This is a genomic window from Novosphingobium sp. PASSN1 (assembly GCF_002278815.1).
In genome coordinates this window covers 37,860-51,678 of sequence record NZ_NKIS01000007.1, presented here as the reverse complement: position 1 = coordinate 51,678, position 13,819 = coordinate 37,860, and the positions used below count along the sequence as shown (strand labels likewise).

Annotated in this window: 15 protein-coding genes; 7 read left to right on the top strand and 8 right to left on the bottom strand. The window is 60.4% G+C overall.

Going from position 1 to position 13,819, the window contains the following annotated elements:
- Positions 1 to 12 precede the first annotated feature (12 nt).
- Complete coding sequence (locus tag CFE35_RS12860) at positions 13 to 1,506, bottom strand: aldehyde dehydrogenase family protein (RefSeq protein ID WP_292931014.1); 1,494 nt, start codon at positions 1,504 to 1,506, stop codon at positions 13 to 15.
- A gap of 272 nt (positions 1,507 to 1,778) precedes the next feature.
- On the opposite strand from CFE35_RS12860, the gene CFE35_RS12855 reads away from it, so the two are divergent.
- Both CFE35_RS12855 and CFE35_RS12850 read left to right on the top strand, forming a co-directional pair.
- Positions 1,779 to 2,258 (top strand): nuclear transport factor 2 family protein, encoded by a 480-nt coding sequence (locus CFE35_RS12855; protein WP_292931013.1) that lies wholly within the window; start codon positions 1,779 to 1,781, stop codon positions 2,256 to 2,258.
- Positions 2,259 to 2,346: 88 nt separating this feature from the next.
- Positions 2,347 to 3,537, top strand: coding sequence for an MFS transporter (locus tag CFE35_RS12850; protein WP_292931012.1), 1,191 nt, complete (start codon positions 2,347 to 2,349; stop codon positions 3,535 to 3,537).
- 19 nt (positions 3,538 to 3,556) lie between these two features.
- Here CFE35_RS12850 and CFE35_RS12845 read toward each other — a convergent pair whose 3' ends face one another.
- From CFE35_RS12845 to CFE35_RS12825, 5 genes are all read right to left on the bottom strand, one after another.
- The gene (locus CFE35_RS12845) at positions 3,557 to 3,889 is read right to left on the bottom strand and encodes a DUF4286 family protein (RefSeq protein WP_292931011.1); all 333 of its coding nucleotides are present in this window, start codon (positions 3,887 to 3,889) and stop codon (positions 3,557 to 3,559) included.
- Between the two features lie 72 nt (positions 3,890 to 3,961).
- On the bottom strand, positions 3,962 to 5,536 hold the full coding sequence (locus tag CFE35_RS12840; RefSeq protein WP_292931010.1) for a PEP-utilizing enzyme: 1,575 nt from the start codon (positions 5,534 to 5,536) through the stop codon (positions 3,962 to 3,964).
- A 35-nt stretch (positions 5,537 to 5,571) separates the two neighbouring features.
- A complete protein-coding gene (locus CFE35_RS12835; RefSeq protein ID WP_292931009.1) occupies positions 5,572 to 6,546 on the bottom strand; it encodes a hypothetical protein in 975 nt (324 codons plus the stop codon).
- The gene (locus CFE35_RS12830; RefSeq protein WP_292931008.1) at positions 6,543 to 8,069 is read right to left on the bottom strand and encodes a pyruvate, phosphate dikinase; all 1,527 of its coding nucleotides are present in this window, start codon (positions 8,067 to 8,069) and stop codon (positions 6,543 to 6,545) included. Before CFE35_RS12830 ends, CFE35_RS12835 begins: the two co-directional genes overlap by 4 nt.
- Positions 8,069 to 8,689 (bottom strand): hypothetical protein, encoded by a 621-nt coding sequence (locus tag CFE35_RS12825; RefSeq protein ID WP_292931007.1) that lies wholly within the window; start codon positions 8,687 to 8,689, stop codon positions 8,069 to 8,071. The genes CFE35_RS12830 and CFE35_RS12825 overlap by 1 nt, the downstream gene beginning before the upstream one ends.
- Before the next feature lie 69 nt (positions 8,690 to 8,758).
- Here CFE35_RS12825 and CFE35_RS12820 point away from each other — a divergent pair, with 69 nt between their 5' ends.
- Positions 8,759 to 9,463 carry a TetR/AcrR family transcriptional regulator gene (locus tag CFE35_RS12820; RefSeq protein WP_292931006.1) on the top strand — a complete coding sequence of 235 codons (705 nt, stop codon included), beginning with the start codon at positions 8,759 to 8,761 and terminating at the stop codon, positions 9,461 to 9,463.
- A gap of 19 nt (positions 9,464 to 9,482) precedes the next feature.
- Here CFE35_RS12820 and CFE35_RS12815 read toward each other — a convergent pair whose 3' ends face one another.
- Positions 9,483 to 9,935: a nuclear transport factor 2 family protein gene (locus CFE35_RS12815; protein ID WP_292931005.1), complete on the bottom strand. Its 453-nt coding sequence runs from the start codon at positions 9,933 to 9,935 to the stop codon at positions 9,483 to 9,485.
- 278 nt (positions 9,936 to 10,213) lie between these two features.
- Here CFE35_RS12815 and CFE35_RS12810 point away from each other — a divergent pair, with 278 nt between their 5' ends.
- Positions 10,214 to 11,434 carry an amidohydrolase family protein gene (locus tag CFE35_RS12810; RefSeq protein ID WP_292931004.1) on the top strand — a complete coding sequence of 407 codons (1,221 nt, stop codon included), beginning with the start codon at positions 10,214 to 10,216 and terminating at the stop codon, positions 11,432 to 11,434.
- A gap of 78 nt (positions 11,435 to 11,512) precedes the next feature.
- Here CFE35_RS12810 and CFE35_RS12805 read toward each other — a convergent pair whose 3' ends face one another.
- Positions 11,513 to 11,950, bottom strand: coding sequence for a nuclear transport factor 2 family protein (locus tag CFE35_RS12805; protein ID WP_292931003.1), 438 nt, complete (start codon positions 11,948 to 11,950; stop codon positions 11,513 to 11,515).
- A 170-nt stretch (positions 11,951 to 12,120) separates the two neighbouring features.
- Here CFE35_RS12805 and CFE35_RS12800 point away from each other — a divergent pair, with 170 nt between their 5' ends.
- The 3 genes from CFE35_RS12800 (at position 12,121) to CFE35_RS12790 (ending at position 13,817) form a co-directional block, all read left to right on the top strand.
- The gene (locus tag CFE35_RS12800; protein ID WP_292931002.1) at positions 12,121 to 12,669 is read left to right on the top strand and encodes a nuclear transport factor 2 family protein; all 549 of its coding nucleotides are present in this window, start codon (positions 12,121 to 12,123) and stop codon (positions 12,667 to 12,669) included.
- 5 nt (positions 12,670 to 12,674) lie between these two features.
- On the top strand, positions 12,675 to 13,163 hold the full coding sequence (locus CFE35_RS12795; RefSeq protein WP_292931001.1) for a nuclear transport factor 2 family protein: 489 nt from the start codon (positions 12,675 to 12,677) through the stop codon (positions 13,161 to 13,163).
- A 90-nt stretch (positions 13,164 to 13,253) separates the two neighbouring features.
- Entirely contained in the window at positions 13,254 to 13,817 is a 564-nt protein-coding gene (locus CFE35_RS12790) for a VOC family protein (RefSeq protein WP_292931000.1), read from the top strand.
- Positions 13,818 to 13,819 lie beyond the last annotated feature (2 nt).

The window sequence follows — 13,819 nt, the reverse complement described above, 5'->3', positions numbered from 1 at the left end:
TTACGCTCATCATCAGTTGCCTATGAAGATCGTCTTGGTGCGCAGAAACTCGTTCAGCCCCTCGCGCCCACCTTCCTTGCCGTATCCACTGATCCCCACGCCCCCGAAGGGCACCTGTGGAACCAACCCGGCAAATCCGTTGATGGCAGCCGATCCGGCTTCCATCGCATCAGCAATCCGCATCGCGCGCGCAATGTCCCTGGTCCAGATGTAGGAGTAGAGGCCAAAGCGCGTCGCGTTGGCCAAGGTGATCGCTTCGTCTTCATCGGTGAACCGGCTGAGCGCCAGGACGGGACCGAAGGCTTCTTCGCAAAAGAGGGACGAGGCCGGATCCACATCGACAACAAGCGTCGCCTCAAAATAGGCGCCCGCCGCAAATTCGCCAGTAATCGGATGGCCGCCGAGCACTATCCTTCCGGAGCTCGTCTGGTTGACCTGTTCCACAATTCTGGTGATGCGGTCGACCGCCGATTTGCCAATCAGCGGGCCAAACTGGGTGGCCTCTGCAAAGGGATCGCCCGGCTTGAACGTCTCGACGATACGTGTGACCCGCTCAACGACGGCGTCATAGATGCTGTCTTGCACTAACATTCGCGTGGGCAGAATGCAGGCTTGGCCAGTCGCCGCGAAAGGGAAGCTTGCGGCAAACGGGATCGCCCGATCAAGGTCGGCGTCGTCAAAGATCACGCAAGCCGATTTGCCGCCGAGCTCGAGAATCGTTGGCGTGATGTTTGCCGCTGCCGAGACCATGACCTTCTCAGCCGTCGCGGCACCGCCGGTGAAGCTGATCTTGCCCACTCTCGGGTCCGCAACGAGGGCATGTCCGCCCTCCGGGCCTGTCGGCAGAATGTTGACCACACCGGCCGGGAAGCCTGCTTCGACGAAGAGTTCTCCCATCCGCATCATGCCGAATGGCGCCATTTCGGGCGATTTGATTACCACACAGTTGCCCGCCGCCAATGCGGCCATGGCTTTCATGCAGACCGAGGTGATCGGCATGTTCCAGGTCAGGATGATCGCCACGACGCCATATGGCTCGCGTTGCAGAAAGTATCGCCCATGGGAGAACTGCGAAAACGCGCCGCCCTCGATCTTGTCGCAAAATCCGGCGTAATACCGTGTCCAGCCTTCCATGAAGGGGATGAGCTGGCGCGAGGCCGAGATCGGGAAGCCGGTGTCCAGCGTCTGCAGGATGGCAAGGTCTTCCCCGTGTTGGACGATCAAATCGGCCAGGCGATGCAGAAGCCTTTCCCGGTAGCCGGGATCAGTCTCGCGCCAGGCTGCCTTGGCTGAATGTGCGCTCGCAATGGCAACGTCGACATCCGCGATGCTCGCAAGCTCGACGGGAGTGATCGTATCGGTGTCGCCCGCATAGCGATGCAGAAACAGTGGTCCACCGCCCTTGCGCCACGCACCGCCGATCAGCATGCCCCTCAGCTTCTCCCGAAGCGCACTCGCCGCGGGAGGGATGGCATTGCGGGACATCTGCACGGTTTCCCCTGCCATGGTCGCGAACTTCCCTTGCTGCCGCTCTGAGCCTGGCTGACCAAAGCGGCACTGAAGGAAGGGGTGCGTCAACCGCGCAGTCGCAGTCATACCTCATTCGGACGACCCATCAGACAGCGCAGAGGCCCCATTGTCCTATCGGACGATCCCGCAGCCGGGGAGCGCGTCTAACCTTACGACGGTCGGAGAGGCTCGTTGCCAAACCGGGGAGAGAACAAGCCATGTCGGTCCGCAGGAAATGTGCGCCCTTTGTCTGCGGCGTTGCCCTGACAATGCTCGGTCTTGCCGGCACTGCGGCAGTTCCATCGACCCGCGCGGCAGACGTTCCCTCGTCCGATGATCAATCACAGATCAAGGCAATCGAGGACAAACTTGGCCAGCTCGTCGATCCGGCTGATGTCAGACGGTACTATGCCGACGACGCTGTTCTTTTTGACGCGCTTGCGCCGGGCTTGATCAAGGGCGCAGCAGCAATCGAGAAATCGTTTGCGGCACAGCTCCGCGGGGTCAGATCCGTCAACACGACGGTCCTTCATGAGGAAACAGTGATCAGCGGAAGCCTTGCCGTGGTTTACAGCCTTCAGGCCATCAGGGTGGCCATGATGGACGGGACCGAACGGCGTGTCGTCTGCAGGGTCAGCGACATATACCGCAAGCAGGGCGCAGAATGGCGTATCGCGCACCAGCATATTTCCTATCCGATCGACCCGGTCAGCGGCCAAGCGCAATTTGCGCTGACACCGCAGCCATGAGGCAACAGATGCTCTTGCGGACCATCGCCTGGTGCGTGGACGGCACTGACATGATGCAGGTCCATAAGCAGAAAGGGAGCGTTTGACCTTGGGCACCGAGCGGAGGAATTCACCGTTTCTCGCACCGCTTCTGGTATCGGGTACAGGATTGCTGGCACTCGTTTTTGTTGCGCTGGCACCGGTCCTTGCCCAAGTGGCCGACCACTTCGGGGGTGGGACCGGCGGCGCGTTTGCCGCCCAGATGCTGATGAGCACACCCGCATTGGGGATCGTCGTCGGGGGACCGATCTGGGGATTTGTTCTTCGCGCCGCGGGGCCGAGCCGCACGCTGCAAATTGCGTTGATTGCTTATGCGTGCGCGGGGCTATCGGGCCTTTTCATCGACCATAGCGGACTGCTGATCGCCACGCGTTTTCTTCTCGGTGTCGCGGTGGCGGGGGTCGTTACCACCACCAGCTACCTGATTGGACAGCAATTCGATGGCGCCGCCAGAGAGCGCCTGTTTGGATTGCAAGGTGCCACTGGCGCCGGCGTGGCATTGGTCGGTGTTTGGTGCGCGGGCCTGCTGGGCCGACAAGGGGGCTGGCATGCACCCTTCCTGATCTATGGCGCCGCCCTTATCATGCTCGCGATTGCCAGCCTTGTTTTGCCGAGACTGGTGCCATCCTCTCCGGAAAGCCCGCTTCAAATCCAAGACCGCGCGCCATCGGCAAGGTTTGATTTCTTACGCCTCGCGCCATTCTACATGGTCGTCCTTATGATGAGCGTTGTCATGCAGATGACGGGCATTCAGACCGGACTGGTGCTTGCCGAAGATGGCGTGACCGATCCCGGCGTGGCTGCAATCGTGCTGGGTATGGCCTCGATCAGCGGCATTCTGGTTGGCCTGATCTATGGCCGCCTCCGCAAGTCGATCGAAGAACGCACCACCGCTGCCCTGATCCTTGCATGCTGGTCGGCAGGGCAGATTGCGATCGGTTTCTCGCATAGCCCCTGGTCGGCGGCCGCCGCTGTCGCCGTGTCTGGACTGGGATCCGGCCTGATGCTGCCATTTCTGCCGCCAGCCCTTTTACGCAGAGTGCCAGACCACGCGCACCCGCAGGCGCTCGGCTTCTATTATTCGACGATGTTTGTCGGCGACTTTCTCAATCCGCTGGTCATGAGTAGTATCCGAACTGTCGTACCGGATTACCATGCGGTGTTTATTGCCGTCGGAGCCATCTGCGGCTTGGCTTTCGCCGTAGTTGTGTTGACCCATAGACGGAAGTTAACGGCCTGATTGCGGCAAGTCCCTGTGTTCAGCCCTGCTCGGAAAAGGCCCCAAACACAGTCGCACATGCTCCGGCAACATCCAGACTGTCCGAGACAAACATTTGATCGGTGCCAGCGCGGGCATTCATTTCGTCCATCACGCCCTGAAGGTTGTCCGTCTCTATTTCGTAGATCGCAAGGTATCGCCAACGCGCCCCATCCGGTGCGGGTTGGATCGGTGCTGCCATGTAGCGCCGCGCGGCAAGGATGCCGGGAACGGCGCAGACGTCACGCAGGTGCACATCGTCGTACCAGGCGTTGAAATCATCGTCGCGGCCGGGCTGAGCGTTGGTCAACACTACCAGAATGTAATTTGCCATTGGGTTTGTCCTAGCTCTTTGCCGATGGCAGCGGAACGCAGCCTGCCGTCACGTCGCGGCTGCAAAGCTATCTCAGTGCAGAACTTCCACCGTTCCCGTGTTGCCATCGACCCTGACCGTCATGCCGTCCTTGAGCCGGCGGGTACCGTTCTTGGTGTTGATGACACAGGGGATGCCCAATTCACGGGCGATGATTGCCCCGTGGCTCATGGCCCCGCCAACATCGATCACGAGCGCACCTGCGGCAACGAAGAAAGGTCCCCACGAAGGATCGGTTGTGTTTGTGACAAGGATCTCACCCGGCTCCATGTCCTCGGCTGAGGAATGATCGAGGATCAGGCGCACCGTACCCTCGATAACACCCGCAGATACCCCCAGACCCGAAACGACCCCGCCATCGTCGGCCAAGGCTTCGATAAGGGCCGGCTCGAGATCACCGGTCCAGGCCTGCGGAATGTCGTAGGTGGCGTATAGCTCGAGGATGGCCTTGCGCTCTGCGACAATGCCGCGCAGGTCTTCCGCATCGCCGAAAGCTTCTGTGCGGACGAGCAGAAAAATGTCTTCGGGCCCGTCAATTCGCCCCTGCTTATGAAGCACGGCGCCTTGCGCTCTGGCAGCGGCCCGCGCGACGTCGAGCGCTATCCGGTAGGATGCCTTGCCGAGCTCGCGTACCCGGGTCGAGGAAGCCAGCAGGTCGAAAAGCTTTCGCGCTTCGCCCTGCTCGTCCACCGGCAGAGCAGCAATGATGCGCTCCTCCAACGCCTGCCGTTGTTCCACCCGCTCGTGCTCGTGAGCAAATGGCGAGGACGATTCATCCATTTTCTGGTAGTTCCCCACCAGCGCGCGCAGGGACGCCGGGTTTTCCCGCCATGAATGGCCGGACAGATCATCTCCGGTCGAGGTCTGGAAGCCGAACTCGCCAAGATAGTCTTCGAGGGTCGCTTTGCCGCGGCTCACTTGCCAAAGCCGCGCCATCGAGCGGGTGTCGAACGTATCTCCGATGCCCGTCGTGAGGCTCGAAGCCAATTCCCCAAGCCCGGCCCGCTCGGCGAGCCTTGTGGCCTGCGAGAAGTACTGCTGGCACAAGGTCGAATTTGCCGAGTGGTTGGTTTGCACGCTAACATACCGCTCAAAGGCGTCCTCGAACGTGCTGGCGGGATCCTTCCCTTCGCGCAGTCCCTGAAGCCCGACGTGGTCGCGCCAGAACGCCAAAGTCTCATCGAACTCGCGCTCGACAATCGCGCGCACGTCCTCGCGATAGCGCAGATACCGTTCTTCATCGAACGTACGCTCCGCTTGCCCGGATTCGGCGGCGGAAACGTCCTCCGACAAGATTTCGCGGGCGTGATCCCCACTGTGATCTCCCGGAAACAGGTCCATGGCGGCAATGACCGTATCGACGTTAATGGTCGCGCGCGCATAGATCGCGCGCATGTAGCCCTCATCACCCCCCGCCGGCATCGGCTCATTTTGCCCGATCAGGCCGAAGTTCTCGAAGATGCGCCGCCATGTCAGATTGGTGCCGTTGCCATAGAAATCCCAGCCCAACGGCTTCGTCAGGCTAGGGGTGGATTCAGCGGCATTGACCCTTGACCAGCGCACGCCGGGTGCGCTGACAAAGTGGACGGGGTTCGCGGGCTCGTTCACAGTTGCATCCTCTATTCATTCGGCCGACTGGGATCTCAGACCGGCATCTGAGGGTTCTCGGCGGCGGCAATCCAGCCAGCCAGTTCTTCCTCGCCGAACAGCCGGCCACGTTCCACAATACCGAAGCCTTTGCGGCCGCCCGGCAGTTCGATACGAGCCATTGCAACGTTTGACAGATACCGCTCCGGAACCAGTGGCATCGCAAAATCCCACAAAGTATGCGCAATATAGCGCGTCTCGCCGACGGTAATGGCGACCTTGCGATAGCCATAGTCCCAGTCTTCGCCCTCCAGCACTTCATATTCAGGACGGGCCGCCAACTGACCGACGCCATCTTCGACCGTGTAGGAAAATCCCACCTTGCGATCGCCATGGTCAAGGATGTGGCCGTCAAAATAGGTCTTCATGTCTTCACTGACGAAGCCGATGAAGCGGGCATACTTCATCTGCAGGAAGTTGCGCGGCCCCCAGCTATGGTCGCGATAACCCATGCCATCGACCTTGATCGTGTTATCGCCGATACGCAGCGTGCCCGCAAAGCGCCCACCTTGATCGTAATGCGCGCCACCCGGCGCACTCGTCGACTCATCGAAGATGACCTTCCAGTCGAGCGCTTCGATTGTGGCTGTCCAGTCAAGCTCAAGCTCGAATTCGAGCGGGGCATCCCCTTTGGCCGGAATCCCAATGACCTTGCCGACGGCTTCCAGCGGCCAGCCGCGTCCTTGCCCCTTAAGGGTCCAGTGCCGCTCCGGCTCGATGCATCTGAACTGGAAATCAGGGTAAGTGAATGTCCCATTGATGGGATGCACGACCCCATAGATGCTGGTCTGAGCGCCGACTTTGATCGCCAGCCGGAACTCTACAATGCCCTCATTCGGCCGATTCTTCATGTGGATGAGGAAGCCAGCGTCGGCGGCTTCGTCAAACCCGAAGAAGCAGAAGTTCTCCATCCAGTTTTTCGCCGGATCGCGATCTTCGAGGTGCAGGCCCTCGTCTGCGGCAGTGATCATGCGTGCTCTCCCTTTTCTGCCGCGATGCGCGCGTGCGCCATGCGGAGTGTTTCAACCGGGTCTTCGCCTTCAGTTCCGGCAATTTCACGGGCCCATTCGATGAGGCGGCATACGTGGCTGTCGGCCTCGGCAGACGCGCCTGCGACAGACCCGAGATATACATGGCCCGTGGCACCATCGATGGTGATCTCATCACCTTCGCGGATCACCTCACCGCCTACGGTCACGACATCGCCATCGAAAACGAGCGCACTCGTCCCCACCACCGCAGGCTTGCGCCACTCGCGCGCGACAATGGCGGCATGGCTGACCAGACCGCCCGTCGAAGTCAGAATGCCCTCGGCGACATCCATGCCGGGAATGTCATCGGGCGATGTCTCTGGCCGCACCAGAATGACGGGCTCACCGGCATCCGCCTTGTCGAGCGCCGAATCCACACTGAAACAGGCTTTACCCGAAGCCACGCCAGGCGAAGCACCGAGGCCTGTCGCCACCGGTGCGGAACCAGTGTCGGCTCTTCGCTCGGCCAAAAGCGCAGCAAGGTCATCCGGCAGAACCCGCTCGACGGCCTCGCGCGGGCTGATCGCGAAGCGCGCATCCTGTGCCATCTCCACGGCGATGCGGACCGCGCTTTGCGGGCTGCGCTTGCCGCGGCGGTATTGAAGAACCCAGAGCTTGCCCGATTCTATTGTGAATTCGATATCGCACATGTCCCGCTGGTGCAGTTCCAGCCTCGCAGCGATATCCACCAGCTCTTGCCAGAGGACTGGGCTTGCCTGTGCGAGTGCCTCCAGCGGCTCGGTCTGATGTGTGCCGGCGACAACATCTTCGCCTTGTGCGTCGGCGAGCCAGTCACCCATCACTTCGGCTGCGCCGGTCGAGGGATGACGCGTGAACATAACACCCGTTCCCGAAAATCCGGGAGCCGTACCGAACACCATGGCCTGCACCGTCGCTGCCGTACCAAGCTTATGGGAAATGCCGCCGCGTGCGCGATAGGTTCGCGCACGTTCACTGTCCCATGAGGCAAATACCGCCGCAATCGCTCCGAGCAACTGAGCCCGCGGGTCTTCAGGCAGCTTCGCGCCGACGATAGCCTCATAGGAGTGCCGCAGACGCGCGTAGGCTTGATCTGCAGCCTCGGGCGTCCATTCGCGCGCGAGCCCCTTCACAGTCTTCCGGTTCAACCCAAGGTTGAGGATCGTATCCATCATGCCGGGCATGGAAACTGGGGCGCCGGAGCGCACACTGACAATCAGAGGTCTGTCTGCTCCACCCAGGGTGCGTTCCAGCTGGGCTTCAAGCACCCCGATATGCCGATCCAGCTCGTCCTTCAGAAAGCCAAGGTCGCGGAGCGCAAGCCATGAATGAAAAGCCTCAGTCGAGATCACGAACGCAGGTGGCACAGGGAGGCCGAGCCTGTGCATGTCGACCAGCCCGGCACCCTTGCCGCCGAGGAGCGAACGCAGATCTTGTCCGGCGGCGAAAGTTGTATCTGCGGTTGAGAATACGAACCGGGGCATCAGTCGCCCCTTCCCGCAGCGGCTTCAGCCGCACGTGTCGAACCAGCGAGCGAAATGAGGTCCTCATGCAGCTCGAACCAGACGGTGTGGTAACTGTCGATCAGCGGCCTTGCCATCATCGCAGCATCACCGCCTCGCAGCGCGGTGAGCGCATCGGAAAAGCGCAAGGGGTAGCGCCCAAGGCGTGGTGCCAGCGCAACGATGTCGAGCAGGATGGGCTGCAGCAGGGTGTCGATCTCCCCCAGTTCGGCAATCACGGAACCATCATAAGCTGCATCCTGATGGTCGTTGGGCACCTCGGCGCCGTCCATTGTACGGATCTGCCATTTGTGCATCAGTGCCTTGAAGCTGGCATTGATCAGGCAGAACCGCTCGTAGATCTGCTCAATCTGAGCGGCATCGACCATCGCACGCTCTTCAGCGAGTGCAGTTTGCACGTCCGTTCTTCCTTGCGGTGTCAGAGCGAACCCGCGAGGAAGCTGGCGCAGTTGCTGTGCTTCCAGAGCCGCAGCAAGGCGAGCCTCGCAATCCGGGTCCCGCAGAGCACCCGCGATTACGGCCCCGTCTGCCATGCCTTTCAATCCGACGATTCTCAGAAGTGGCAGGTCGATTGACGACATAGGCTTCTCCTCCGCGGTTCAGCGTTCTGGACGCCGAATCAATTGTTGCAGACTCTGCAGTTTTATCTAATGCAAGTCCGCACCATTCTGAAAGAAAAAACTGCAGTAACTGCATTTTTTGCCGCCATGCCGGGAACCAACATGTCCTCTCATCAAAAAATGTTGGAAAACGCCGCTCCGGGCATCCGGGAACGCAAGAATATCCTGACACGCAGGCGCATCGCCGAGGCCAGCCTCAAGCTCTATGTCGAAAAGGGGTACGACAAGACGACCCTGGCCGAGATAGCGCGGGAAGCGCAGATATCCCCGCGAACGCTCTTTCTCCACTTTGCCAACAAGGAAGAGACGCTGAAATACTGGTGGCGCGAAAACTTCACCGCGCTGGTGCCTGATTTCCTGCAGCGCGAAGATACCGCCCAGCCCCCTGCACAAGCGGCTCGCAGCGCCTTGATTGCGCTTATGGCGACGCAGGACCCTGCCCACTCTGCCACGATCGAACGATTGCTCCAGTCCAACCAGACGCTGGCGATGCACCGCCACGGTTTTTCCGTGGAGCTTGAACAGATCCTGTTCGAGGCCCTCTGCGCGGGGTGGGCGGATCGGCATCCGCGAGACCTTCTGCGCACGACCGCCATGGTGACTGTCGGCGCGATGCGTCTGGCCGTCGATCTGTGGCGGGATGAGGGTACGACCCGGTCTGTAACCGACTACCTCGCGAACGAGTTCAACCTCCTTTTCCGGGTACTCGCGGAAAGGCCTGGGTCGGCAGGCTGAAGGCATCCCGATGTATGGATCACACCGCGCCAAGCTGGGCACCTTCGTCGCCGCTATGAATCCAGCAGGGTTCCTCGGACCGGGACGCGATACGCCAGCCCTGCGCCGTGCGAACATAGGTATCGACGTACCAGAGCCCCAACATCGTAAGCCCGCGCTTGCCCGCGGCATCTTCCGTTACCAGCGGATTGAAGCACATCACCCGCCCTTTAGCGATATCGCCCTCGATCGTAATGTCGGGATTGGCCACAAGATGCTGTGAGGCCGGATAACCCTCCAGCGCTTCGGCCAGCCAGTCCTTGATCTCGCTGAACGCACCTTCGCGCCCGCCGTAGGGCGCATAGGAGACAAAGGCATCGGGCAGGAAAATGTCGGAGAGGCGGTCGATCTGTTTCTGATCGATCGCAGTGGCGTAGTCTACCAGCAGTTTCTGAATCTCGAGACGATCGGAGATTTCCTGGAGCGTCAGCATGCACCTACCCTCTTACGTCATTGGTTTTCGCTGAACGCCTGTTCGCATGGCCTATGGCCCGGCAGATCGTCCGATTGAACGTGGTTCGACGAGCGTGTGCGATCTTCGGCACGTCCTTGCTGACTGCCCCCAGGGACAGGCTGTGTGTACTCACAATGGACGATGTTTGCGGGGGATTGGCGTGGGATTAAGGCGGTGTCTGGATGGCGGCGCGGCTGATGGGCCGCGTGTGTCTGCCCGATCTGATTGACAACGTAACAGCGTATTTGGAGGCTGCAATGGCGACAGTTCTTGAACAACCAATGGTCGGCTACCCGGTCGAGCTGGCGAAGTATGCCGGGAAGATGTGCGATGCCGACGCGCACGAGTGGGTGCCGTCCGAGCTTTGGGTTGAGATGTTTGGCGAGGTTACCCGCCCGTTTGCCGAACTCGATTTCCACAACCTGAAGGGCATGAAGAACAACTACTTCAAGGACGTCGATTCCGAACTTCAGAACAGCCTGAACTTCCGGTCGGCATGGTTCGGCAAGGGGCCTTATGCCTATGGCTCCTACGATCTGGACCAGCGGCTCGAGTGGATGGACTTCTGCGGCATCGACAAGCAGATCATCTTCCCCGGCAACCTCGCGATCAACGCGCTGTTCCTCTATGCCAATGCCGACGTGCCCTCGTTCTTCCCGCAGATCACCGGCGATCGCCGCGCTTATGCGGTGCAGATGATCCGCGCCCAGAACGAATGGGTGGTGCGTAGCCAGAAGCAATCGAGCCGCCTGCGTCCGGTCGCGGTGCTGATCGGCGAGACCCCTGATGAGATCTATGCCGAAGCCAAGAATCTGGTCGATCGCGGCGTGCGTGCGGTGTGGTTCCCCAGCTCGATGCTGCCCGGCGGCATGTCGCCCGCACACAGCTCGCTCGACAGGATGTGGGCCCTCCTGGCCGACAGCGACACCGTCGTCACCACCCACGTCGGCAACGAGGCGGGCTTCTACCGCACGCTGGACTGGCGCGAGGCCGAAGCCTTCAAGGGCTTCCTGATCGGCGAGGAGATCGAGCTCGATCCCTGGACCGTCTCGACCATGCACCTGCCCTCGCTCAACTTCCTCACCGCCGTCGTCACGGGCGGTGTGTTCGAGCGCAACCCCAACCTGCGCTATGCCGCGGTCGAGACCGGCGCGCACTGGATCGGTCCGATGTCCCATTACCTCGACATGTGGGGCTGGGAAGCCAAGGGTTCGGCCCTGTGGCGCGCCAAGCTGCCCAAGAAGCCCAGCGAATACCTCGCCCGCAACGTGCGCTGCGCCGGCTTCCCGTGGGAGCCGATCGACAAGTACATCACCGACAACGGCCTCGAGGATTGCTACTGCTACGCCTCAGACTTCCCCCACGTCGAAGGCGGCACCGACTCCATGCACAACTGGGCCTCGCGCCTTGCCGGCATGGGCGACGCCATCACCGAAAAGTTCTTCGTCAAGAACGCACAGTGGATCATGCCTGACTGATCAAACCCGGTCAGACACAAACTGAAAACGGGGGCAGAGAAATCCGCCCCCGTTCTTTTTGGCTACGGTACATCTCGCTCAGATCAGGAACTGGCCGCTCGGCTGGAACAGGGTCGTAGGCACCAGCTTACGCTCTGCGAAACGCCAACCGCTTGGCGTGCGAATATACCGATCTTCGTAGCGCCCCAGAAACACCGACAGGTTCTGCCCGCGCCAGCGAGCCAGCTCCGTCAGCATGACTTGTGCCGTTGCCTCATCGCCGTCGATCATGACAGGACCGAGCTGCGCGTTCTGAAAGATGTACTCCACCGCTTCCAATGCTGCGGAAAAGAAACTGAAGATGTCAGCACGCCCGACTATGGCTTCCTGGTTCAGGCCCATCATCTCCGCCATGCCGACCAGCCGACCATTATCGTCAAAGGTATCCGCCATCGCACGGAAATCCCGCCGGTTCGCTGCGGTGGCATAAGCCAAAACCAAGCGCTCAATCGCGTAGACGTTCGCCAGGTCTTCCATCGTGCCATTCCTCTTTTGATCGGTAGCATGCCGAGCACCGACCGTACTGTTACCCACCAATGCCATGGTCCCGCTGCGGGCTGGAGCAAAACGTCTAAATGGACGATCCATAACGCACGCCGTCGGCACCAAAGTCGTGCAAACGCCGGTTGGCGGAGGGGCTCACCGCAGTGGACGACTTAACAGCAGACAGCAAAGATCGCGGCGACGTTCTCCATAACCTCGTCGGTTCCGTCAGCCGCCTGCGTGATCTTGAAGAAATTCGCCAGGTTCGCTGCCGTTATCACGCGACCCTCAATGACAATCGGATTGGCGAGCATTTCGACGACTGCACCGAGGACGTCATCTGCCAATGGGACGTAGAGATCCCCCCCCAGATCGGCCGTGAGCGCAACCGCGAGGTTTCCCGCAAGGTCATGGCGTCAGGAATCGCTCCTGCGTTCCGGCAATCGATCCACAATCACCTCATCGACCTTTCTGGTGATGAGGCACAAGGTAACAGCCATATGGAAGCGTTCCCGGCCCAGACCGGCCAAAGCGTGCTGGCGATTGCCCGGTGGTCGGACAGATACCGGCGCGAGAACGGAGCCTGGCGGATCGCCGAGCAGCGGATGACCTTCTATCTTCAGGCTGCTTTGGCCGTGGGTTGGGCGACACCACTGCGGATCGCCAATCCCTTCGACAAGCTTGATCTCCGATCCAATGAAGAAAAACCGTGACCGGTTTGCCTGACGACACCGTGCTGCTGGCTGAACTGACCAAGGAGGTTCACCGCCTCACAGACCTCGAAGCGATCTATCGCTTGAGGCTCGAGTACTATTCCCGCGTCAACGAGTGCGATTATACATCGCTCCCGGATTTGTTCGCAGACAATGCCGAGATCGATTTCGGGAATCTACTGGGCCGATGCACGGGCCGTGCGGGGATCGCCGCGGCATTGCAAGGGTTGGAGCATGATGCTTTCGTCAAACTGCTGGCACACGGACATGTTGCAAGTGTTGAGGGTGATCACGCGCACGGACATCTATTCGTCGAGGGCCGGCTGGTCGTCCAGAATGAAAGCTTCATTCACATGGGCAAAGTAGACGACACCTACATCCGCACCCGCAATGGCTGGCGTATCGCAACAAGCTGCACCAGCTACTACTTTGCCGTACCACTCGCTGCCGGCTGGGCGGTGCTCGACAATTGCCGCCCGTTCGCATCGCCATGAGGTCGCAGCTTCGATGAACCAGCCTCACCTGCAAGCCGGGCCTACGCTCGGACAAATCTTTCAACACAAAGCAAAAGAAGGACATGCCTGATGGTCTGGTTGCCGCGCGAAATCACCCAACTGGGCTATGTCTGCCGCGATCTTGAGCAACAGATCGAATGGTTCGTTGCCCACCAAGGGGCTGGACCCTTCTACGTCATGGACGTGCCGCCCGGTGCTGCGGACTACGTGTTTCGCGGGGAGCCTGTGACGGGTGTGACCAAGAACCGCGTTGCCTTCGGCTATCGCGGACGAAACCAATTTGAACTGATTGAGTCCGACAATCCCCTGTTCGATCATCTGCGCGGCGACCGCGACGTGGTCTATCATCACTGCATGCAGATGTCTGACGATTTCGAGGCCGACCGCGCACGCTATGCCAAAGCCGGCTTTGCAACGCTGGGAACCGCGCAGATGCCCGGTGTGCTGATCCACTATATCGATACGATAGCCGAGCTGGGACACTACACAGAGCTGTTCAACTACAACACTGCAATGACAGAAACCGGCGGTGCCATGTTTCGGCTATTTGAAGAGATGCATCGGCAGGCTGCCGATTGGGATGGCCGGACTCCGGTGCGCTCTCTGGATGAGCTTGCTACCCGGGTCTTGTAAGT

Coding starts and splice junctions, on each gene's coding strand:
- CFE35_RS12855 (WP_292931013.1), top strand. CDS start 1,779: ATGCTCGGTCTTGCCGGCACTGCGGCAGTTCCATCGACCCGCGCGGCA.
- CFE35_RS12805 (WP_292931003.1), bottom strand. CDS start 11,950: ATGGAAGACCTGGCGAACGTCTACGCGATTGAGCGCTTGGTTTTGGCT.
- CFE35_RS12810 (WP_292931004.1), top strand. CDS start 10,214: ATGGCGACAGTTCTTGAACAACCAATGGTCGGCTACCCGGTCGAGCTG.
- CFE35_RS12790 (WP_292931000.1), top strand. CDS start 13,254: ATGGTCTGGTTGCCGCGCGAAATCACCCAACTGGGCTATGTCTGCCGC.
- CFE35_RS12815 (WP_292931005.1), bottom strand. CDS start 9,935: ATGCTGACGCTCCAGGAAATCTCCGATCGTCTCGAGATTCAGAAACTG.
- CFE35_RS12825 (WP_292931007.1), bottom strand. CDS start 8,689: ATGTCGTCAATCGACCTGCCACTTCTGAGAATCGTCGGATTGAAAGGC.
- CFE35_RS12860 (WP_292931014.1), bottom strand. CDS start 1,506: ATGGCAGGGGAAACCGTGCAGATGTCCCGCAATGCCATCCCTCCCGCG.
- CFE35_RS12830 (WP_292931008.1), bottom strand. CDS start 8,069: ATGCCCCGGTTCGTATTCTCAACCGCAGATACAACTTTCGCCGCCGGA.
- CFE35_RS12820 (WP_292931006.1), top strand. CDS start 8,759: ATGCAAGTCCGCACCATTCTGAAAGAAAAAACTGCAGTAACTGCATTT.
- CFE35_RS12845 (WP_292931011.1), bottom strand. CDS start 3,889: ATGGCAAATTACATTCTGGTAGTGTTGACCAACGCTCAGCCCGGCCGC.
- CFE35_RS12835 (WP_292931009.1), bottom strand. CDS start 6,546: ATGATCACTGCCGCAGACGAGGGCCTGCACCTCGAAGATCGCGATCCG.